Source organism: Paenibacillus aestuarii (genome assembly GCF_027789125.1).
GTDB lineage: Bacteria > Bacillota > Bacilli > Paenibacillales > NBRC-103111 > Paenibacillus_E > Paenibacillus_E aestuarii.
In genome coordinates, this window is sequence record NZ_JAQFVF010000002.1 from 109,652 (window position 1) to 130,479 (window position 20,828).

The following is a 20,828-nucleotide window of genomic DNA, read 5'->3' on the forward strand; positions in this document are numbered from 1 at the left end:
CAAATGACGCAAGAGGTCGTCATTGTCAGTGCCGTGCGCACGGCTATTGGCAGCTTTCAAGGCGCATTAGCGCAAGTACCAGCCCCTGAGCTGGGCAGCATCGTGATCAAAGAAGCTTTGCAGCGGGCGGGCGGACTGGATGACTCGCAAGTCAACGAAGTCATCATGGGCAATGTGCTGCAAGCAGGACTGGGCCAAAACCCGGCTAGACAGGCTTGGCTGAAGGCCGGTTTCTCGACAGCGGTTCCGGCGATGACGATCAATAAAGTGTGCGGCTCCGGGCTGAAAGCCGTTATGCTGGCTGCGCAAGCGATTCGGCTCGGCGATGCCGATATCGTGGTCGCCGGCGGCATGGAGAACATGAGCCAGGCGCCTTACCTGCTGCCCGGCGCGCGGAGCGGGCTGCGCATGGGCGACGCGTCGATGGTGGACTCCATGATCCGCGACGGCTTATGGTGCGCCATGTGCGACATTCACATGGGCGTCACAGCTGAGAACATTGCCGAGCGCTATGCGCTTACTCGGCAAGAGCAGGACGCTTTCGCGGCGTGGAGCCAGCAGAAAGCGGAGCAAGCGATCGCCTCGGGGCGCTTCGCGGAGGAGATCGTCCCGGTCCTGATCCCGCAGCGTAAAGGCGATCCGGTACGCGTCGCGGCGGATGAGTACCCGCGCTCGGGCACGACCGAGGAGGTGCTGGCGAAGCTGCGCCCCGCGTTCAAACAAGGCGGCACGGTGACCGCGGGCAACGCCTCCGGGATCAATGACGGCGCTGCGGCGCTTGTCGTCATGTCAGAGGCGAAGGCAAGCGAGCTCGGCTTGAAGCCGCTTGCCCGTATTAAGGGCTACGCGCATTCTGCGCTGGACCCGTCTGTCATGGGACTGGGGCCCGTCGAGGCGACGCGCAGCATTTTGCAGCGAACAGGTGTCCGGATCGAAGAGATCGACCTGTTTGAGCTGAACGAAGCGTTTGCGGCGCAATCGCTTGCGGTTGGTCGTGATCTTGGCATAGCGCCGGAGAAGATCAATGTGAGTGGCGGCGCCATCGCGCTCGGGCATCCGATCGGCGCCAGCGGCGCGCGCGTGCTCGTCACGCTGCTGCACGAGCTGCGAAAGCGCAATGGCCGGCTGGGCTTGGCCGCCTTATGCATCGGCGGCGGGCAAGGCGTCGCCATGCTGGTCGAAAGCACGATATGAAAGGCAGAGTCTCCTACGCTTTCAGATTGATAGCGTGAGACTCTGCCTTTTATTTTTGGCGGATTTGGTTGGGGTGTCAGTTATTACACCAAGCCCCATCGGGCTATCGATCTGTAAGCAGGTTATGGGCATGGATAAAGCTTTTGAAGGATATGGATAACATGCATGGAGGGAGCTCAGCTTTCTGTGCAATATATCCATATTTTTTAGTAAATCGCTTTATAGCCAAGAGAAGGGGGGGCATTGTATACTGACAATGTACGCGCCTCGGCGCTGGTGGCAGCATTTTACAAACGAAAGCAAAACATATATGGTAAGCGTTTCCAATCCTTGGGGGTAAGAGAAGATGACAGAGAAAGAGAATCCCGTAATCGAACCTCTCTTGACCCTTTTAGAGAATGCACCGATTGGTGCTATCATGATTGGGCAGGATGGTCGGATCTTTAGAGTCAATCAATATTTTAGTGATTTTACCGGGTATAGCAAAGATGAAATAAGGATGATGAACATTCGGGATATTCATCATCCGGATGATCGGGAGAAGAACTGGGCTCCGTTCGTCGATGTGGAATCGGCTCCGGAAACATACCGCATGGAAATACGCTACATACATAAACAAGGCCATGAGATCTGGGGGCTTATTCAAGGGACAAGCAAATACAGCACATTGCACGCCGAGGTTGCTTATCTCGGCTTTATCCATGATATTACGCCGCTGAAGAAACAAGAGGAAGAATTGCGGGCGACGAAAGAAAAATATGAGTCTTTGATTCACAATTCCTCCGATGTATTTGTGCTCTACGATTTGGAAGGGCATATCTTGGAAGTTAATGAAGCCTATACGCGCGTTACAGGCTGGGAGCCGGGAGATGTAATCGGGAAGAAGCTGCCCATTTCAACCGCGGACAAAATGGAAGAATCCATGAACATCATTCGCTACGTAGGCCAGGGCGGCATGATTGAGAATTTGGAGCTTGTTCGCAAAGGCAAGAACGGCGTCAGAATTGAAGTGAGCACCTCAATCTCCCCGATTCACAATGCGCGTGGAGAAATAATTATGATCGCTGCGATTGGCAGGGAAATTGGGCAGCAGAAGACCTTGTCGCGACGCGCGCAGCAGCAGGAGAAGATGCTTAAGCAGCTGGTGGATAATTGGCCAGATGCTTTTATGATCGTGCAGGACGGCAAATGGGTTTACAGCAATTCGGCAGGACTCGATTTATTGGGAGGCTCCAAGCCGGAACAAGTCATAGGTAGTTCTGTTCTGGACTACCATCCGCCGGAAGATCATGAGTTCATTCAATTAGAGATGGAGCAAACCCATCGGGGTTATGTTCACCGTAGTGTGCGGCAAAAGATTACCAATCTGGACGGCCGTGTGATCGATACTGAAGTGACGAGTATGCCGGCTTATTTCGAAGAGGAGTCACCGGCGATCCACGTCGTCCTTCGCGATGTGACGGAACGGATCAAGACGGAAGAGTACATGCGCCTCTCGGATAAGCTCAATGCTGTCGGGCAATTAGCGGCCGGGATCGCGCACGAAATCCGCAACCCGTTGACGGCGATTAAGGGCTTTATTCAATTGATCCAAAACAAGTATCCGGAATCGGGCAAATACTTTGATATTATTAAATCGGAAGTGGAGCGCATCGACTTGATTACGGGCGAGCTGCTGCTGTTGGCTAAGCCTAATCTCAAAAGTGCCAAGCCTTTGGATTTGGGTGAGCTGCTGGAGCAGGTCCGGCTGCTGCTGGATACGCAGTGTCTGATGAACAATATCGAGCTGCTCTGCAATTACAAAGCGAAGCCGCAGCCTGTCATCGGGGATGCCAACCAGCTGAAGCAGGTGTTCGTCAACCTGCTCAAAAACGCCGTCGAAGCGATGCCGAAAGGCGGGCAGATCCAGCTCATCGTCGATGCGGATACCCGCGAGACGAGCATCACGATTCAGGATCAGGGGCCTGGCATTCCGCTGGAGCTGATGAACAATATCGGCCGTCCCTTCTACACAACGAAGCAGAACGGCACGGGTCTAGGTCTCATGGTCAGCTACAAGATTGTTCAGGACCATGGAGGCTCCATTCATGCTGAGAATATTCCGCAAGCAGGAGCTGCTTTTACCATTAAGCTGCCGATTGCCCAAGTGAAGGACGTTTCCGAAGAGAAGGAGGCCGCCTCAAGTCGTCTGTCATGACTTGGAGCGGCCTATTGGCGTCTACGTCTGTTCCTCATTCAGCTTAATAATGACGGATTGCTGCGCTGATACGACGAGATCATCTGCCATAAACAGAGCACCGTCAGAAATTTGGAACGGCAGTACGCGATCCCCGAGCTTCACCTGTGTAACCTGTGCGAGCTGGGACGGAGCGAGCTTCAGCCGCTTCAAGCGCAGTTCTCCGCGTGAAACGTCCAGCCGTAGATGGTGCTGCGACATTTCAAAGCTGCCCCATGCCCGGTCCAAAGCCCAGAACGTGCGGAACGACTCAGACTCGGCTGGCGCGATGAGTGGCTGAAAGCCGATCATACCGTTCACTTGATCATACTCGAATCCGCTGAACGCATTCAGCAAGGCGTAGCTAGCCATTGAACGGGCATAATTGCTGCCGCACTCGATTTCGTTCCAAGGGTTGCGCTTCTCGCCGTCATAGCGGTCGCGAATCGCCTGGACGATCGTTAGCCCTTCCTCGATCAACCCTTCCTGAATCATGTGCACGGCAGCTTGGTACTCGAAGCCCGTCATCGTCTCCGAATTGTACGTGAGCGGGATGGAAGGCTTGTCGGTGCCCTCCGGCCACGTGCAGATGACAAGCCCGGCTTCGTCGTTCAGAGAGTAGATCCGCCAAGTGTTGGCTTCGTTGCGCATGCTGGCTTTAAAATTGTGCTTGTATAAAGCTTGCAGCGCCGAACGTGTCTGCACCTTATCAAAAATCTCCCCGAGCCCGCACAAGTTGGCATGCCATTGAGCGACAACTTGATCGATGGCGCAGCCCCCGGCGATCTGATATTTGATTTCGCCCAGCTCTGCATTCCAATAACTGCTCACAGCCTCTTCCCCGAAGCGCTCCAGCATAGACCGATCGGACAGATCCACATGTTGTTCATAATAGGAGCCGTTGAACAAGTGCTCATCCACCCATTTTTTTCCTTTAGTAAAAATGCACCTGTACGTCTCGGCGGTATCCGCCTCGCCCAAGTAAGCCGCCATCTCCGCACCGGCCTTCAGCGCAGCTAGGTAAAATCCGCTCAGCCACGAATTCGCCCCATATAGTTCCATGTCCAACGTATGATGCTGGCGGCCTTCCAACACGCCCTTCTGCGCAGGGTCCCACTGATCCTCATTGCTCGGCGCCCAGGCATATTCAATGGATTGCTTGATCGCCTCCCAGTTGGCGGCGAGCCAAGCGCTGTCACCGCTAATTTTCCAATCGCGGTAAGCTTTGATGACGCCGCCGAATTGGCCATCGGCACAGGCGTGAAAATCTTTGGCTTCCCGGCCGATCGGCAGCATCAGCCTGAAGGACATCCGCCCGTCCCCGCGGCGGTTATAGCGAAAGTCGAGGTCGCGCATGCTGCGCTCAAGGCTCGGGAACAGGAACGGCATGGCGTATGCGTAGTTCCATACGTGCGTGCAGGAGCCTTCGCAGCTGCCTTGATCCTCGATACAGCCTTCGAAGCCGTAGAAGGAGCCGTCCGTGAGCCGCAGGCTGGTCGCTGACTTCAGCACGGACAAGTTGGCGGATACGGCTTCCTTCACGACATCGGGCAGCGTGGAGGCGAACAGCGCCTCTTTGAAATCGGCCGTTTCGCTGTAGAGCCGTTCCCACTGCCGAAGGGCATAGGAGGCGCTGGCGACGGAATCTTCAAAAACGGTCGCGTAGTAATTGGTCCATGTATTCGTCCCAGTTTTCTGGGGATTCCAGTAATTTTCCATATTCGGATAGTTCCAGCTAATGACGAACTTCACTTTCCGGCTTTCCCCAGGAAGGAGCTCCATCCGGGCAGCCAGTGAGGCGGTATCCCGATGTCTAGCGCTTGGCGGGCGGTCCTCTGCACCATACATGCGGTTGTTCAATTCGCCAGGTCTGGCAAAGTCGTGCCAAAACATTTCCAGCGCGTCGCACCATCCGCCCCTGTACCAATACGCTTGATGGCTGACTTCGGCCGCATCCGTCGCGATGCAAATATCGCCGAACTGCGGGTGGTCTGCGGCGAACTGGCGGCTGGCAAGCTTGAGAGTATGCAGAGGCTGTGCAGCTTCAGCGTTCGTTTCCTTATAGGTGTGGATCACTTTTTCAGAGGGAATAGGGTTCCCTGTGGATAAACACAACGTGTAAGTGATGGGCGCATCGCTCTCGTTCACAATTTCCCATTCGAAAAAAGCTGCTGGAATGCTGGAGTCTTTATCGTTCAACGGAATAAATGGATTGAAGGCCTGCAAAGCCACTTTCCCCGGAAAAGCGGGATCGGCAAATGTCATGCCAGCCAGCGGGAACTCCCCATAAAAAGCCGTATGCGCAAAATGCGGCATGCCAGCCATCGTCTCGCTCTGCGGTCCATAGCCATACCCGCTATGAAGGGGACCGCCCCGGACATGCTCGCCGTTGTAGGGGCCTTGCATATCCCCGTTCAGCACCCGGGCGTCCAGGAGCCGGCCGTCCTGCTCCGCTTTAATCGCAAAGTGGCTAAAACCGTTGTAACTCTTTTTATTAGGACGATTAAAAATTTCCCAATCAATCAATCTGCCATTGCCGGACAAGCCGATACAGCCGCTGCCAATGCCACCGAGCGGGAACGAGATTTCTTTCGTTTTTGAGCCCGTATACACCTTTTTCATCGAAATTCTCCTTTCTGGGGGCCAAACCATAGGTATACTTCTTGCGCTGCCTTATGCCATAATCATAGTTGAAAGCGCTGTTACCGTCTTTGTACAAAGACCGCTTCTTTGGTGTGAAAAACGATTGTATTCTCCGGTTAGAAGCTGAGGCTGAGAAGGAGGAAGGACGAATGAAGCTCGAAGACATCGATCTTGTTCCTTATATCCGCAATGCGGATTACGCGATTCGTCCGCCTTTTCTTTTGGGCGAGCGAAATTTGCTGGACTATATTATTTTTTACGTGCAGGAAGGTGTTTTTGAAATTCAGGCTCGAGGCGAGCTGCATGTGTTCAAAGAGGGAGATCTGGCGTTGCTGCAGCCGGGGGACATCCATACGATCCGCGGGTTGAACAATACGATTAATCCGTATGTGCACCTCGATTTTTTTTATAATCCGGGTCGGGTGAACAGCTTTATTACGCTTCCCGGGCAATTGGATATGAGTGCGTACACGGCGTGGATGCAGCCTCGTATTAACGATGCTGAAGGGTTTCATATCCCGGTCCGCCTCGAGCTTAGCCACCCGCAAAAAATGCGCGATCTCGCCCTGAAAATGATTGAAAGCTGGCAGCTTCAGACGTTCGTCGGCAAAATGGAGGCGCATCAGCTGGCTTACGAATGGATCGGCTCCGTGCTGAAGCAGTACATGGCGCCGGAAAGCGGGTTGACCCAGGCGAAGCCTTTTTTGAACTGGATCACATCGTATTTCGCCTTCCACATCTCGGAGCCGATTACGATTGAAGATATGGCGAGGCGAGCGGGGCTCTCTCCTTCGCGCTTTACGGTGTTGTTCAAAAAGCACTTTGGCACGACGCCGCACCAATATTTGCTCAAGCTGCGGATGGAGCACGCGCAGGAGTTGCTGAAAGAAGGACAAGCTATTAAACTGATTAGCGAGTACTGCGGCTTCACGGATGTGCATCACTTTGCCAAGACGTTCAAGGCAGCAACCGGCGTTACACCGGGGAAATACCGGGAGCAGGCGGAAATTGGTCGCTTGGAAAAGAATTTTAGGACTGGTGACAGAGATCAGACTTGATTATAATAAGAGGTTAGACGTGAATCTATGGAGGCGGGAGTGTTTTAACCTAACATGAGTAACAGTGAATCACTATACATGAATTTGCTTAAACATATCCTTGATCATGGGACAAGGAAAGAGGATCGAACAGGTACAGGAACGATTTCTGTCTTTGGTTATCAGATGCGGTTTGATTTAAATGACGGCTTTCCTTTAATTACAACGAAGCGTGTCCCATTTCGCTTGATTGTCAGTGAGCTTCTTTGGTTCATCAAAGGTGACACGAATATTCGATATTTATTACAGCACAACAACAATATCTGGAATGAATGGGCTTTTTTGAAATGGGTTGAAAGTGATGAATACGCTGGTCCGGATATGAAGGACTTTGGACTTCGCTCCCAGCAAGATCCTGAATTCAACAAGCAATACGAAGAGCAAATGGCCATTTTCAAACGAAACATATTGGAAGACGAACGTTTTGCAGAGAGATTTGGTGATTTAGGGAACGTATATGGAAGCCAGTGGAGGCACTGGAAGACATCGCAAGGTGAAACGATTGATCAATTACAAGATGTCATTGCGTCGATCAAAAAAAACCCCGATTCCCGCAGACTGATTGTGACGGCATGGTCGCCGGAAGATGTACCGACGAGTGCTTTGCCCCCATGCCATAGTCTCTTTCAATTCTATGTAGCTAACAATAAATTGTCTTGTCAATTGTATCAGAGGAGCGGAGACGTTTTCCTGGGGATACCGTTTAATATCGCCAGTTATGCCCTGTTGACTCACATGATCGCTCATGAGTGCGGATTAGGTGTTGGCGACTTTATACATACCATTGGAGATGCTCATATTTATAATAATCACTTGGATCAAATAAACACCCAGCTTAGCAGGGAGCCCAGAGATCTGCCTAGCCTGAAGCTGAACACTTCAAAAACATCGATTTTTGATTTTGAGGTAGATGATGTCCGGTTAGAAGGATATGACCCTCACCCAACGATAAAAGCACCAGTAGCGGTATAAAGAGTGGTTTAATCATTTCGTCCGAACAACCAGACTATAAGTGCGAAGATGGACGGAATTATAAAAGAAAGCGGAATATAGCTTTCTTGCATTTCAAGTATGGATGAGTAGACAATAATAGAAAGGGAGGTTTTGGAAATGAGTATTTCCTTCATTTTTGCTATGGATCGCAATCGCGCTATTGGCCTCAATAACAAGCTTCCGTGGCATTTGCCGGCGGATCTGAAGTTTTTCAAAAACGTTACCATGGGGCACCCGATCTTGATGGGACGCAAGACGTACGAGTCGATCGGCAAGCCGCTGCCCGGGCGGCGGAACGTGATTTTGACGCAAAATCGCGAGTTTCAAGCCGAAGGCTGCGAAATCGTACATTCCGTAGAGGAAGCCGTGCAGCAGTTTCAGGATGAGGAGCTGTTCGTCATCGGAGGGGCGGAAATTTTTCGCTTGATGGAGAACGTCGTCGATCGGATGTATATTACCTTCATCGAGCATGAGTTTGAGGCGGATACCTACTTTGGAGAAGTGGACATGTCCCGATGGACGCTGCTCTCCAGCGAGCAAGGTGTGCGCGACGAGAAGAACCCGTATGAGTACTATTTCCGAATTTTTGAGAGAAAGAAGGCGTAATCGATGAAATATTTTGCCGTACTGCTGCCGATGAAGGATGAAGAGCTGAGCAAGGAGCATCGTCCGGCTCACCTGGCATATCTCGAAGCCCGTAGAAGCGAAGGTAAAATCTTCGCCAATGGCCGGTTTGTGGATGGCTGGGGCGGACTTGTCATTTATAAGGCGGAGTCGTTCGAGGAAGTCCAAGCCATTGTTGAGGAAGATCCGTACGTGAAGCTGGGAGCGAGACATTGCGAGATTCATGAGTGGGATCTGGTGATGTAAGAGCAAAAAGGAGCTAAGCAGTGTGCCTGCTTAACTCCTTTTTGTTTTCCGCTTTAGACATGCTGCGAGTGAGGGTGGCCCGCTCTAGCGCGTCCTATCCGCGTTAGGCCACCGGCGCCGCGTCGCTAGTCCGCGCCACTCACCAGCGCTGCACCATGCTACGCTCGTTTCTTCACGAGCGATACGATCAACGCCAGCGCGCCGAGCACGAGCGCCGCGATGGACAAGTACAATGGCGCGCTCGACGAAGCCGCGCCGGCGCCGGCACCGCCCGAGGCAGCGGTATTGCCGTGGCTGTCCGTCGCAGCGCCGGCCGCCTTCGGCTTAACTGCGGTCACGGACGCAGGCTTGTCCGAGCCCTCAGCGCCAACCCATTCCACAACGCTGCCGTCCTTGTAAGTCTGGTAAGCCTTCCAAACGATTTGCGTTGCCGCATCGGCAACCTTGCCCTGCATATTGAAATCGCCGAATTCCGTGCTCGATAATCCATCGCCGGTCGCCGTCCATGTGACGCCGGTAATTTTGCCGGAGGCATCTTTAGCGAGTGCATACGTCCAGCCCGGCTTCGGCTCGAAGCGGGAGATCGTCACGGAATCAACCGGAAATTTCACTTCTACTTTAACAGTCGGCACATCTTTCTCAGTGGGTACACGAACTGTAAATTTCTCGTAGCTTCCTTGTGTCGTGCTGTTAGGCATTACGGTAACATGCGCGCTGGCGATGCCGGCAAGCAGCATAGAGCCCGCGAGCATAACTCCAAGATTGAACATCAATTTTTTCAACATATTAAAATAGTCCCCTTTCGAATCAGCTACTATCATCATGTCCATGATATGGGACTCTCAAGCAAAATAGTATGACTCGACTGGGCTATTTTTAGATCAGGTTTTGTCCTTTCCGTGTCAATCCGAACTTCACGGCAAAGGCGGTGAGCTGCACGCGATTTTCCAGCTGGAGCTTTTCCAGGATGTTTCTCATATGGTTTTTCACCGTATGCTCTGAGATTAGCAGCTGTTCGGCAATTTGCCGATTGTTGCAGCCATCGGCGACATAAGCGGTGATTTCCTGCTCGCGTGCCGTGAGCATGTTCGGATGCGGCCCTTCTGTTTGCGACCGGGACGGGGATCGGAAGCGCTGGAAAAGCTTGTCCGCCATTTGCCGGGCGATTTCCGAGTTGTCGTCCAGCAGTGCATGCAGATACGTGAGCCATTCATCGGGATCCATATTTTTAAGCAGATAGCCTTGGGCACCGAATTGCAGAGCGGTAAAAAGATCCGCAACGTCGTCGGACACGGTCAGCATCACGATGCGAATCGCACTGTTAAGCTGTTTGATGCGACGGGTCGCTTCTAGGCCGTTCATCGGGGACATATGAATGTCCATCAGGACCACCTCAGGGTGTAACTCTTCACATAAGAGAAGCGCTTCCTCCCCCGAGCTTGCTTCGCCGATGATGTAAAAGCGCGGATCGGACTCCAGCATGCTGCGGATCGCTTTGCGGGCCAGCGGGTGGTCATCAGTGATCAGGATCCGGTAAGGCTGCTGCGTTGACATAATCAATCTTCCTCCTTATTGATAATGATGAGCAGACAAGCGGATTTCGGTTCCCGCAACGCGGCCGCCCTCACGAATAGAAGCGAGCGTAAGCTCAGCCGACAGCTCTGCCGCTCGTTTGCGCATCAGTTCGATGCCGTACCGCTTTCCGGAGATGTCGTTCTCCTGCAGCCCGCAGCCGTTATCTTTCATTTGCAATTGCCAGGATGCAGGGTTGGCCTCCAGAATAATGGAAGCTCGGGTTGCGCCGGAATGCTTGCGGATGTTGGTGAAGCCTTCTTGTATAATGCCGAAAAGCAGCACCTCATCTGCTTGTCCGAAGCTGTCTTCAGCGATCTGGATCTTCGTCTCCAGCTCAATCTCCGTGACCAGCTGCCAGTCGCGAAGCCACTTGTGCAGCCGCAGCGCGAAGCCGTGGCCTTCCACGGGCGGCGTCCGCAAATTATAAATCGCTTGGCGCAGCGAATTGTCAATCTCGGCGACAGCCGCTTTGGCTTCCTCCACATGCCCTTGCTTCAGCTTGACATTAAGGAAGAAAAGCGTCTGCGCCAAATCGTCGTGGAGCTCACGGGCCAGCCGCTCGCGCTCCTCATAGACCGCCCGCCGGGCTTCGCCTGCGGCCAGCTTCTCATTGTTGCGGTTAATATTATGAAACATCCAGGAAGCGAACAAGTAGGAGAGCAGGAAGGTAATAACCGTGATCGTGAAATTGCCGGCCTCCATCGTTAAATAATTGAGCAAAAACTCATGGCGAATGTATTCAAAGCCGCCAATAATTAGTACCGGCGCTAAAATGGATAATAGCTTCAGCATGCGCAGCGACATGAGCGATCAGCTCCTTTGTAGTCGATGATTTTGGGCATGGTTCCTATTATAGCAGGATCAGAGTTGGTTATCCTTACAAAACATTCCACTCGATCTTTTCATTTATGCACACGTGTGCTACATTATTAATAAATCGTAGCACGAAATGAAGGGGGCTGGTGACAAGGATGTGGAAAATGTTGATGCAGGAGAAGAAAAATTGGGCCGGATACGTAGGTTTTGTTATTCTTCTGCACGTTTTAGGGGTTATCGGACTGTACAGTGTGGCCAAAACGGCGCCTGCTTTCTGGGGCATTGGCCTTCTTGCCTATACGCTGGGCATGCGGCACGCGTTTGACGTGGACCATATTGCTGCTATCGACAACACGGTGCGGAAGCTCGTTCAGCAGAAGAAGAATCCGCTAGGTGTGGGCTTCTATTTCTCGCTCGGCCACTCCTCCGTTGTGTTCCTGATGGCTATCGCGACGGCAGTCTCCGTCAAATGGGCGGAGCGCGAATTACCATGGCTGCAGAGTTATGGCGGTGTGATCGGGGCTTCTGTATCCGGGCTGTTCCTAGTTCTGATCGGCGTTCTGAATTTGTTCATTCTCATTAACTTGTATCGTTTATTCCGCCAATTCCGCAACGGTGAACATAAAGATGATGAATTCGAAGAGCTGCTGCAATCCAGAGGTTTGTTCGCCAAAATGTTGAAGCCGTTATTCGCTTTCATCGGCAAAAGCTGGCACGTGTACCCGCTCGGCTTTTTGTTCGGCCTGGGGTTTGATACGGCCAGTGAAATCGCCCTGCTGGCGATCTCGGCCAATGCGGCCAAAGAAGCGATCCCGTTCATCGGTATCATTTCATTGCCGCTATTGTTCGCTGCCGGTATGAGCTTGTTTGACACTGCAGACGGCATGTTCATGACCAAAGCGTACCGCTGGGCATTCCACACGCCTGTGCGCAAGCTTTATTATAATTTGATAGTGACAACGCTTGCTGTTGTGGCGGCGCTAATTATTGGCTTAATTGAGCTGGGGCAGGTTCTTTCGGAGAAGATGGGCATGGAAGGCGGCTTCTGGACTTGGCTGCAGGAGCTGAATTTTGGCATCTTGGGCTACATCTTAGTCGGGCTGTTTGTCGTAGCGTGGATTGTCTCAGTAGGCATCTGGAAATGGTTTAAAATCGAGGAGCGCTGGAGCGCTAAAGCATAAGACATTCGCGGTAGCTGAGGGTCAACGGATCTGAGGCTATCGCTTTTTTTGTGTTACTTTACAAAAGAATGTAAAATTTTGATAAAGCAAACAAGTGAAAAAGGATTTTGACGAATTTTGTGGAATTAATGTTGTTGCCATTTGAAACTATTTATAGAAAGTGGGCCTTGTATGATTCAGTTTCAGCATATTTCCAAAGTATATCCTAACGGTACCGTAGGTTTGAATGACATCAATCTGACGATTCATCCCGGGGAGTTCGTGGTGATTGTCGGCCTGTCCGGCGCCGGGAAATCAACGCTGCTGCGTTCGATTAACCGCCTGCATGAAATTACCGACGGCCAGATTCTCATTGACAGCAAATCAATTACGAAAGCGAGCGGTGCCGATTTGCGCCGGATGCGCCGGGATATCGGCATGATTTTCCAAACATTTAATCTGGTGAAAAGATCCACTGTACTCCGCAACGTACTGTCCGGACGGGTCGGTTACCACTCGACTTTGCGCACGATGTTCGGCTTATTCCCTAAGGAGGACGTTGAGCTGGCATTGAAAGCGTTAGAGCGTGTCAACATCCGCGAAAAAGCTTACTCGCGCGCGGACGAGCTGTCCGGCGGCCAACAGCAGCGCGTATCGATCGCAAGAGCGCTTGCGCAAGAGGCGAAAATCATTTTGGCGGACGAGCCTGTAGCGTCCTTGGACCCGCTGACCACCAGACAGGTCATGGACGATTTGAAGCGCATCAATACAGAGCTCGGCATCACGACGGTGGTGAACCTTCACTTTATTGACTTGGCACGCGAATATGCAACGCGCATCATCGGCCTTCGCGCAGGCAAAGTTGTCTTCGACGGCCCGGTATCCGAAGCGACAGATGAGAAATTCGCCGAAATCTACGGACGCGCCATTCACAAAGACGAGCTGTTGGGGGTGCAGGAGGGATGAGTTCGGCAACTTTCAAAAGACCTCCTCGTACGAAGCTGTATATTTCACTCATCGTTTTAGTTTTATTTTTAATTGGTAGTATTTACCAAACAGAAGCGACACTCACGAAGCTGGTGTCCGGAACACCAGAGATCGTCAAATTCATCGGCGAGATGTTCCCGCCGGACTGGGCCTTCTTTGCTGATATTTGGAAGCCAATGGCGGAGACGCTGCAAATGTCAATACTCGGTACGGTCATCGGCGCCTTGTTCGCCTATCCGATGGCCTTGCTGGCTGCGCGCAACGTCACGACGACGCCATGGCTGTTCTATCCGGCACGGCTGATCATGAACTTGATCCGCACGATTCCGGATTTGCTGTATGCCGCTTTGTTCGCTGTGCTAGTCGGATTCGGTCCTACAGCAGGTACGCTGGCACTCATTTTCTTTACGTTCGGGATTCTTTCCAAATTGGCTTTTGAGTCTACGGAAGCGATCGATCCTGGCCCGCTTGAGGCGATGACGGCTGTCGGCGCAAACAAGCTGAAGCTTATCCGCTTTGGTGTGATTCCACAGGTAGCGCCTACGTACCTGGCGCACTTACTGTATACGTTTGAAGTCAGCATTCGCGCATCGTCGATTCTCGGCTTGGTCGGCGCAGGCGGTATCGGCTTGCTGTTGAAAAATACGCTCGACCTTTTCCGCTACGATCAAGCTTGTGCGATTGTCATCTATACGCTGCTGGTCGTTGTCATCATTGATTTGGTGAGCACGCGCTTTCGAAACTACTTGCTCAAAGGAAGCGCCAAGCCGCTGTCACCTTCCCGCACGCGTCTGTATACGCTGCTGGGCTGGATCGTTGTGCTGGCGCTGATCGTCTGGTCGTTGACCGGTCTGGAGCTAACTGGCATCCAGCCGACGACATGGGTGTTGATGAAATCCATGTTCAAAGGGTTGACGCATCCGGACTGGGCTTATGTGTATATCCCTGAAGGCGAAGACTTGCTCCGCTCCTTGCTGGAGACCTTGTCGATCTCCTACTTGGGTAACTTTGTATCGGCGATTGTCTGTATACCGTTCGCTTTCTGGGCGGCATCCAACATGAGCCGCAGCCGTTATGTGTCCGGTTCCGGGAAGGTCTTCCTGAGTATTGTACGCACAATACCAGAAGTGATCATGGCGCTGATCTTTATTAAAGCGGTCGGTCCAGGGGCATTTGCCGGTGTTATGGCGCTCGGTCTTCACTCGGTCGGGATGCTTGGCAAGCTGTATGCGGAAGCAATCGAGAACATGGATATGGGGCCTACAGAAGCGATGACGGCGGTAGGAGCCAACATTTGGCAAAAGATGGCTTACGCCGTTGTGCCGCAGGTCATACCGGATTTTATTTCTTACACGCTGTACAGGTTCGAAATCAATGTCCGCTCGGCTACGCTGCTCGGGATCATCGGTGCCGGTGGGATCGGTACGCCGCTCGTCTTTGCGATCAACGCTCGCCAATGGCCGCGGGTGGGGATAATCATTATCGGGATCGTCATTACCGTCTCGATTATCGATTACATTTCGGGCACGCTCCGTAAACGAATCGTATAAGCGCTTCGCGCAAAAGAAAGAACCTAACGGTTTAATGGCCGTTAGGTTCTTTGCTTATCTCGTATGTCCGCCTGGAACAAGGCGAAGCTTGCTGCTGTTTTTGACCGCCCGCTGTGGTGTGTAGGAGGGGCTAGTTCCAGTCCCATCCAGAACTTCAATGTGTTCAATGAGCTCGATGGGGATGAGAACATTGTTGACCTTTATAAGTTGAAAGGCCGGATAATAATTAGATATAACTCCCTTGATGTCATCTTTGCCGCAGCGGATCGATACGGTTTGTTTACAACAAATGAGCATATTGAACATTTATTTTCACCTCTCAGTATATACGACAAGCCCAAGTAAACGTTTGTCATGCCTTTGTAAAAAAAATTACGGCCTAACGGACGTGCCATATCCATAGTATGCATGAGGGTAGGTGAAAAGACTGGTTACTGCATATAAAAAATGCCTTCGCATAGAAGGTGAAGTCCATGCGGAGGCATTGGTTTATTAAGCAGGCAATGGTTTATTTCAAGCCCATTTCTTTGTTCACGCTGCGGACGATGTCGAATTTGGAATCGTCAGTAGCAACGTAACCTTTGTGGGAGTATACGTCAAAAATAATTTTTTGGCCTTCTGGATCGTTGCCAATCGCGATGAAAGCGTCTTGCAGTTTCTTTTTGAAAGCTGCATCCATATCGGAACGAACAGCGATTGTATCGTTAGGAATTTTATCGGAGAAGGCAAGTACACGAGTTTGCTTAAATACATCTGGATAGTCTTTAGTCATGTTGGCACGAATGTCCTGGAACACGCCTACTGCGTCAACTTGACCGTTCAGCAAAGCGATGATCGCTTTGTCATGGCCTTGGAATTGAACGCCTGTTACGTCTTTTACAGGGTCAACGCCAGCTTTTTTCAGCACATAACCTGGGTAAACGTAACCTGCAGCGGAAGTAACACCTTGCCAGCCGATTTTCTTGCCTTTCAGATCAGCAACGGACTTGATTGGAGAATCAGCTTTAACAACCAGCATAGATTTGTAGAAGTCAACAAGATCTTTTGTCGGTTGACCTGTAGCATCGTCTACACCGAAGCGTGTAGCTTGAACCAGAAGGTCAGCAGCTTTACGAGTGTCGTGAGCAACTACGTAGTTACTTGGAGGTAGGAAGCCAACGTCTACTTGTTTGGAAGCCATTGCTTCAATAACCGTATTGTAGTCTGTGGAAACCGACACTTTAACCGGAATACCCAGTTTGTCGCCCAGCAATTTTTCCAGCGGTTTTGCTTTAGCTTCAAGCGTTTCCGCGTTTTGGGAAGGTACGAATTGCACTTTCAATTCTTTTGGCACGAAACCTGCTGCTGCAGCGGCTGGTGAAGCAGACGCTTTAGCTGTGGATGCTGCATTTGTCTCTTCTTTTTTAGCGCATCCCGCTGCGATTCCTGCGACGACCACTAACGACATACTGATTGCTGCAAACTTTTTCAACATTTTTTTTTTGACCTCCGATAAATTATTTACATTAGTACAAGATGTACTATAACATTATCACAGGAAAGTTGGAAGATGGTGTTAAATATTTGTTAAAGCAGCAACTCATTTGTAAATAAATACAAATATTTTCCAAATAGGAGCGAAAAATATGGATATTACATCTGGCGCCGACCGCTGTGTCATTACCATTTTGGAGACGAGCGATCTGCATGGAAGCATACTGCCAATTTATTATGCCAATAATTTGCCAAACGATGTCGGCTTAGCCAAAATTGCGGCTTTGATCGCTGACGAACGCCAAAAAAACGAGCATGTGCTGGTGATTGATAACGGCGACCTTATTCAAGGCACTCCGCTTGCTTATCACCACGCGAGATTGGATAATACGCCGATAGACCCGATGGTACTCGGCCTCAACTACTTGCGGTATGATGCAGCAGTCCTCGGCAATCATGAATTTAATTACGGGCTTGACGTGCTGCGCAAAGCGGTGCAGGAGTCGCAATTTCCATGGCTTTGCGCAACCATTGTGGATGAAAATAATGGCGAGCCTTTCTTAGGCAAGCCTTACTTGATAAGAGAGCTGCCGAACGGCGTGCGCGTAGGGATTCTCGGTTTGACGACACCGTACATCCCGAATTGGGAGAATCCGGATCATATTCAAGGGCTGCAGTTCGTGGATGCGGTACAAGCCGCTGCTAAGTGGGTTCCTGTGCTGAAAGAGCAGGAGCATGCGGATGTAGTCGTCGTGGCTTATCACGGCGGTTTTGAACGCGATCTCGCCACCGGCAAGCCAACAGAACCGCAGTCGGGTGAAAATCAAGGGTATCAATTGTGCATGGAGGTAGCGGGCATCGATGTCCTGCTAACAGGACATCAACACCGCAGCATAGCAGGCGTGGAAGTGGGCGGCGTCATCACGGTGCAGCCAGGCAGCGCCGGGGCAGCGCTCGGTAAGGTTCAGCTTGAGTTAGCGCGCCAAGCGGGCAAGTGGCATATCGTGGGCAAGCGCTCGGAGCTGCTGACGGTGAAAGGTGTTGACGCCGATCCGGAATTAATTGCGCGCGTGAGCGAGTATGAAGCGAAGACGCAAGAGTGGCTGGATCAACCGATCGGCAAGCTGACCGGTGATATGCGCGTGCAAGATCCGATGCAGATCCGCTTGCGGGATAATGCTTTGATCGAATTCATTAATCGCGTCCAAATGGAGCTGTCCGGAGCAAAAATTGCCAATACGGCTTTGTTCGATAACATTTCCCCGGGCTTCCCTGCTGACATCACGATGCGGGATATCGTGTCCAATTACATTTATCCGAACACGCTTAAAGTCATCCGTATTTCCGGCCAAGACATTAAAGAAGCGCTCGAGCAAAGCGCGGCCTATTTCGAGCTGGCACCGGACGGCTCCGTGCAGGTCAGCGCCTCATTCAGGGAGCCGAAGCCGCAGCACTATAACTATGACATGTGGGAAGGTATCGAGTATACCATCAACATCTCCCGTCCGATCGGCGAGCGCGTCGTGCAGCTTGATTATGAAGGCAAGCCGATCGATCGATCCGCTTCCTTCGATGTTGTGATGAACAACTACCGGGCAGGCGGCGGGGGCAATTATGCCATGTTCCAGAACAAGCCGGTTGTCAGGGATATTCCGACGGATGTGGCGGAACTTTTGGCAGGCTACATAATGGAGCGGGGCACGATTGAAGCAACCGTTAACGGCAACTGGAAAGTGATTTGGGATTAAAAAAAGGGAAGCGTCGACAGACCGGAGCTTAAGCGCCGGCTTGTTGGCGTTTTTTTCTGCTTAGGGGTTGCCGGATGCCCAGGATCAGCTATGATTAACTTAAGTAAAGAAAAAGTAATGGGGAGGAGAATCAGGCGTGAGCATAGACAATAATTGGGAAAACATTGAATTATGGCCAGGCGCTGCTCAAGAAAGCGTCGGCGAGGAAAATCAAGGATGTCCGGGCCTGACCTTCTACCCGGCGTCAGGGGAAGGGCTCCGCGCAGCGGTCATCGTATGTCCTGGCGGCGGTTATGGCAGACGTGCCGCTCATGAAGGAGAACCGGTAGCGCTATGGCTGAACAGCCTGGGAATCTCAGCTTTTGTGCTGCACTACCGGGTGGCTCCCCACCGGCATCCGCTCCCGCTGCAGGATGCGCAGCGGGCGATTCGCACGGTCCGCCACCGTGCGGAGGAGTGGCGAATAGATCCGAAGCGGATCGGGATTCTCGGATTTTCTGCGGGCGGCCACCTGGCGTCCACGGCCGGAACGCTCTTTGACGCGGGCAACGAAGAGGCTGCAGATCCGATCGAACGGTACAGCAGCCGGCCCGATCTTATCGTTTTATGCTACCCTGTCATCACCTTCGGCGATTCAGGCCATGTCGGCTCCAAGTTTAATTTGCTTGGCGAGCCCGCCGATGAAGATTTGGCGGCAGCATTATCGACGCACACGCGGGTAACAGACCATACGCCGCCTGCGTTTCTGTGGCATACGGCGGATGATGCTGCTGTTCCGGTTGAGAACAGCTTGTTATTCGCTGGAGCGCTCAGCCGCCATCAGGTGCCGTTCGAGCTGCACGTCTTTGAAAGCGGCCGGCACGGACTCGGCTTGGCGGAGGAGCATCCGGAAGCGAAGGCTTGGCCGGCGCTTTGTGGTACATGGCTCAGAAAGCAAAATTTTGCTCAATAATTTGTGACTTCTCTCTGGGGCATTAATCTCCCAAGAAAGGACATCCGAATGAGCTTACTAGTTAGGAGATCAGGGCGGCTATCGACTCTGCAGCGTGAAGACTGCAGCGGTCTTCATGGTGGGGGAGCGCTGGGGCCATGGGACCGCTTCGCGCACCGGAGCGCCAACCTGCTCGTTGGCAACGACGCCCGTGCAGCCGTGCTGGAAATGACGCTGCAGGGCGGCGTCCTTCAAGCGCAGCAGGAGCTGCTGGCCGCGATATGTGGAGCCGACATGGGTGCCGAGCTGGACGGCGAACGTGTGCCCCTGTGGCGGCCGTTCAGGCTGCCGGCCGGTTCGTTGCTCAGCCTGGGCTACGCCGTGCAAGGCTGCCGGTCTTATCTGGCCGTCGCCGGCGGGCTGGACGGCGCGCGCGGGGAGGCGGCGCTGCAGGCGGGGGACGTGCTGGATGCGGGGACGCCCACGCTGCCATCACGCCGCTTGCTGCAAGCGTGGGGCCGGCGCGACGGCCGACATGCCGCTCCCGGCTATGTCAGCACCTACATCCGGCCGGTCTATGCAGCGCTTCCGACCCTCCGATTTATTCGTGGGAGGGAAGCGGAGGGCTTGACGGACGAAAGTATGCGCAGCTTTTGCACGGGGAGCTTTAAGGTGGCGATGGAGTCCGGCCGGATAGGCTGCTTGCTGGAGGGGGCGAAGCTCACGCTGCAGGCGGGCGCTTCGGACGCTCCGAGCGCTCCGGTTGCGGGCAGCCTCGCGGGCAGCACCGTCGCCACTGGCGGCGAGCTCATCGGCAGCCCGGGCAGCGGCGGCGAGGCCACCAGCTCCGCCACCCTCGGCGGCGATGCTGGTGACCCCGGCACGCTTCTGCTGCCAGCAAGCGGCCAGCCTTGCCTGCTGATGACAAGCGGCCCGGTGGCGGAGGGCTATGCTCGTATCGGTCGGGTCATCAGCGCGGATCTGCCGCTAGCTGCTCAAGTCAAGCCTGGCAGCTATATGCGCTTTGAGGAAGTTTCCCCTGCGGAAGCGCAGATGCTGCAGCTTCTGCAACAATTGGATTTGCGCTTTTTGCAAGCCGGGTTGAAGATGTGGGTTCAGGATTATGCGAAATAAGGAGAGAATGGATATAATGATTCTTTCGCTTGAGGAATCACTGGATATATGAGTAAATAGAGATGTAGCCGGCCGGCTGATTCCTGAGGAAAGGAGTGATCAAATTGATTACAACAAACGAGGTGGTCTCTGCGTAAGCAGGGACATTCTACGGAGGCCGCAAGGCCTCCGGATAAATTTTAACTTTCGAGTAGACAACAAGAAATTTTTTACATATAATAGAAATTGTAATTTAAACAAATTTGGTGAAAGGAGTGTTTGACAATGAACAACACAATGACAGTAGCGATGATTGCGGAAACCGCAGAGGTACTCCTCTCCTAACTGAATATCATTCGTGGAATAACCGTTCACCTGAATTTGTATAATCACATATACAACCCGCAGGCACGATTATGTTCGTGTTTTTTTTATTCCATTTTTTGAGAATGGTATGAGGTTC

Annotated in this window: 18 protein-coding genes; 12 read left to right on the plus strand and 6 right to left on the minus strand. The window is 52.4% G+C overall.

Going from position 1 to position 20,828, the window contains the following annotated elements:
- Positions 1-3 precede the first annotated feature (3 nt).
- Entirely contained in the window at positions 4-1,194 is a 1,191-nt protein-coding gene (locus O9139_RS00885; RefSeq protein ID WP_270877631.1) for an acetyl-CoA C-acetyltransferase, read from the plus strand.
- 346 nt (positions 1,195-1,540) lie between these two features.
- Positions 1,541-3,391, plus strand: a complete 1,851-nt coding sequence (locus tag O9139_RS00890; protein WP_270877554.1) for a PAS domain S-box protein — start codon at positions 1,541-1,543, stop codon at positions 3,389-3,391.
- Positions 3,392-3,412: 21 nt separating this feature from the next.
- Here the strand turns inward: O9139_RS00890 and O9139_RS00895 are convergent, their stop codons facing one another.
- Positions 3,413-6,031: a GH116 family glycosyl-hydrolase gene (locus tag O9139_RS00895; RefSeq protein WP_270877555.1), complete on the minus strand. Its 2,619-nt coding sequence runs from the start codon at positions 6,029-6,031 to the stop codon at positions 3,413-3,415.
- Between the two features lie 170 nt (positions 6,032-6,201).
- Between O9139_RS00895 and O9139_RS00900 the strand changes: the two genes are divergently transcribed.
- From O9139_RS00900 to O9139_RS00915, 4 genes are all read left to right on the plus strand, one after another.
- Positions 6,202-7,110 (plus strand): helix-turn-helix transcriptional regulator, encoded by a 909-nt coding sequence (locus tag O9139_RS00900; RefSeq protein ID WP_270877556.1) that lies wholly within the window; start codon positions 6,202-6,204, stop codon positions 7,108-7,110.
- Between the two features lie 54 nt (positions 7,111-7,164).
- Positions 7,165-8,121: a thymidylate synthase gene (locus O9139_RS00905; RefSeq protein WP_270877557.1), complete on the plus strand. Its 957-nt coding sequence runs from the start codon at positions 7,165-7,167 to the stop codon at positions 8,119-8,121.
- A gap of 138 nt (positions 8,122-8,259) precedes the next feature.
- Positions 8,260-8,748, plus strand: coding sequence for a dihydrofolate reductase (locus O9139_RS00910; RefSeq protein WP_270877558.1), 489 nt, complete (start codon positions 8,260-8,262; stop codon positions 8,746-8,748).
- A 3-nt stretch (positions 8,749-8,751) separates the two neighbouring features.
- The gene (locus O9139_RS00915; RefSeq protein WP_270877559.1) at positions 8,752-9,012 is read left to right on the plus strand and encodes a YciI family protein; all 261 of its coding nucleotides are present in this window, start codon (positions 8,752-8,754) and stop codon (positions 9,010-9,012) included.
- 158 nt (positions 9,013-9,170) lie between these two features.
- On the opposite strand, the gene O9139_RS00920 is transcribed toward O9139_RS00915, so the two are convergent.
- The 3 genes from O9139_RS00920 to O9139_RS00930 all read right to left on the minus strand — a co-directional run bounded on the left by O9139_RS00920 (position 9,171) and on the right by O9139_RS00930 (position 11,391).
- Positions 9,171-9,797 carry a YcnI family copper-binding membrane protein gene (locus O9139_RS00920; RefSeq protein WP_270877560.1) on the minus strand — a complete coding sequence of 209 codons (627 nt, stop codon included), beginning with the start codon at positions 9,795-9,797 and terminating at the stop codon, positions 9,171-9,173.
- A gap of 91 nt (positions 9,798-9,888) precedes the next feature.
- Positions 9,889-10,566 (minus strand): response regulator transcription factor, encoded by a 678-nt coding sequence (locus O9139_RS00925; RefSeq protein ID WP_270877561.1) that lies wholly within the window; start codon positions 10,564-10,566, stop codon positions 9,889-9,891.
- Between the two features lie 15 nt (positions 10,567-10,581).
- Positions 10,582-11,391, minus strand: coding sequence for a sensor histidine kinase (locus tag O9139_RS00930; protein ID WP_270877562.1), 810 nt, complete (start codon positions 11,389-11,391; stop codon positions 10,582-10,584).
- Positions 11,392-11,558: 167 nt separating this feature from the next.
- Between O9139_RS00930 and O9139_RS00935 the strand changes: the two genes are divergently transcribed.
- The 3 genes from O9139_RS00935 (at position 11,559) to phnE (ending at position 15,100) form a co-directional block, all read left to right on the plus strand.
- A complete protein-coding gene (locus O9139_RS00935; protein ID WP_270877563.1) occupies positions 11,559-12,584 on the plus strand; it encodes a HoxN/HupN/NixA family nickel/cobalt transporter in 1,026 nt (341 codons plus the stop codon).
- 171 nt (positions 12,585-12,755) lie between these two features.
- Entirely contained in the window at positions 12,756-13,529 is a 774-nt protein-coding gene (gene phnC / locus O9139_RS00940; RefSeq protein ID WP_270877564.1) for a phosphonate ABC transporter ATP-binding protein, read from the plus strand.
- Positions 13,526-15,100, plus strand: coding sequence for a phosphonate ABC transporter, permease protein PhnE (gene phnE, locus O9139_RS33150; RefSeq protein ID WP_333742434.1), 1,575 nt, complete (start codon positions 13,526-13,528; stop codon positions 15,098-15,100). Before phnC ends, phnE begins: the two co-directional genes overlap by 4 nt.
- 54 nt (positions 15,101-15,154) lie before the next feature.
- Here phnE and O9139_RS00955 read toward each other — a convergent pair whose 3' ends face one another.
- A complete protein-coding gene (locus O9139_RS00955; RefSeq protein ID WP_270877565.1) occupies positions 15,155-15,406 on the minus strand; it encodes a hypothetical protein in 252 nt (83 codons plus the stop codon).
- Positions 15,407-15,608: 202 nt separating this feature from the next.
- Positions 15,609-16,574, minus strand: coding sequence for a phosphate/phosphite/phosphonate ABC transporter substrate-binding protein (locus O9139_RS00960; RefSeq protein ID WP_270877566.1), 966 nt, complete (start codon positions 16,572-16,574; stop codon positions 15,609-15,611).
- A gap of 151 nt (positions 16,575-16,725) precedes the next feature.
- Here O9139_RS00960 and O9139_RS00965 point away from each other — a divergent pair, with 151 nt between their 5' ends.
- From O9139_RS00965 to O9139_RS00975, 3 genes are all read left to right on the plus strand, one after another.
- Positions 16,726-18,321 (plus strand): bifunctional metallophosphatase/5'-nucleotidase, encoded by a 1,596-nt coding sequence (locus tag O9139_RS00965; protein ID WP_270877567.1) that lies wholly within the window; start codon positions 16,726-16,728, stop codon positions 18,319-18,321.
- A gap of 142 nt (positions 18,322-18,463) precedes the next feature.
- Positions 18,464-19,273 carry an alpha/beta hydrolase gene (locus O9139_RS00970; RefSeq protein ID WP_270877633.1) on the plus strand — a complete coding sequence of 270 codons (810 nt, stop codon included), beginning with the start codon at positions 18,464-18,466 and terminating at the stop codon, positions 19,271-19,273.
- 48 nt (positions 19,274-19,321) lie between these two features.
- On the plus strand, positions 19,322-20,386 hold the full coding sequence (locus O9139_RS00975; RefSeq protein ID WP_270877568.1) for a 5-oxoprolinase subunit C family protein: 1,065 nt from the start codon (positions 19,322-19,324) through the stop codon (positions 20,384-20,386).
- The last annotated feature ends 442 nt before the right edge of the window (positions 20,387-20,828 follow it).

What these genes read in the sequence shown, in the direction of transcription:
- O9139_RS00885 (WP_270877631.1), top strand. Translation starts at nt 4, where the DNA reads ATGACGCAAGAGGTCGTCATTGTCAGTGCCGTGCGCACGGCTATTGGC.
- O9139_RS00890 (WP_270877554.1), top strand. Translation starts at nt 1,541, where the DNA reads ATGACAGAGAAAGAGAATCCCGTAATCGAACCTCTCTTGACCCTTTTA.
- O9139_RS00895 (WP_270877555.1), bottom strand. Translation starts at nt 6,031, where the DNA reads ATGAAAAAGGTGTATACGGGCTCAAAAACGAAAGAAATCTCGTTCCCG.
- O9139_RS00900 (WP_270877556.1), top strand. Translation starts at nt 6,202, where the DNA reads ATGAAGCTCGAAGACATCGATCTTGTTCCTTATATCCGCAATGCGGAT.
- O9139_RS00905 (WP_270877557.1), top strand. Translation starts at nt 7,165, where the DNA reads ATGAGTAACAGTGAATCACTATACATGAATTTGCTTAAACATATCCTT.
- O9139_RS00910 (WP_270877558.1), top strand. Translation starts at nt 8,260, where the DNA reads ATGAGTATTTCCTTCATTTTTGCTATGGATCGCAATCGCGCTATTGGC.
- O9139_RS00915 (WP_270877559.1), top strand. Translation starts at nt 8,752, where the DNA reads ATGAAATATTTTGCCGTACTGCTGCCGATGAAGGATGAAGAGCTGAGC.
- O9139_RS00920 (WP_270877560.1), bottom strand. Translation starts at nt 9,797, where the DNA reads ATGTTGAAAAAATTGATGTTCAATCTTGGAGTTATGCTCGCGGGCTCT.
- O9139_RS00925 (WP_270877561.1), bottom strand. Translation starts at nt 10,566, where the DNA reads ATGTCAACGCAGCAGCCTTACCGGATCCTGATCACTGATGACCACCCG.
- O9139_RS00930 (WP_270877562.1), bottom strand. Translation starts at nt 11,391, where the DNA reads ATGTCGCTGCGCATGCTGAAGCTATTATCCATTTTAGCGCCGGTACTA.
- O9139_RS00935 (WP_270877563.1), top strand. Translation starts at nt 11,559, where the DNA reads ATGTGGAAAATGTTGATGCAGGAGAAGAAAAATTGGGCCGGATACGTA.
- phnC (WP_270877564.1), top strand. Translation starts at nt 12,756, where the DNA reads ATGATTCAGTTTCAGCATATTTCCAAAGTATATCCTAACGGTACCGTA.
- phnE (WP_333742434.1), top strand. Translation starts at nt 13,526, where the DNA reads ATGAGTTCGGCAACTTTCAAAAGACCTCCTCGTACGAAGCTGTATATT.
- O9139_RS00955 (WP_270877565.1), bottom strand. Translation starts at nt 15,406, where the DNA reads ATGTTCAATATGCTCATTTGTTGTAAACAAACCGTATCGATCCGCTGC.
- O9139_RS00960 (WP_270877566.1), bottom strand. Translation starts at nt 16,574, where the DNA reads ATGTTGAAAAAGTTTGCAGCAATCAGTATGTCGTTAGTGGTCGTCGCA.
- O9139_RS00965 (WP_270877567.1), top strand. Translation starts at nt 16,726, where the DNA reads ATGGATATTACATCTGGCGCCGACCGCTGTGTCATTACCATTTTGGAG.
- O9139_RS00975 (WP_270877568.1), top strand. Translation starts at nt 19,322, where the DNA reads ATGAGCTTACTAGTTAGGAGATCAGGGCGGCTATCGACTCTGCAGCGT.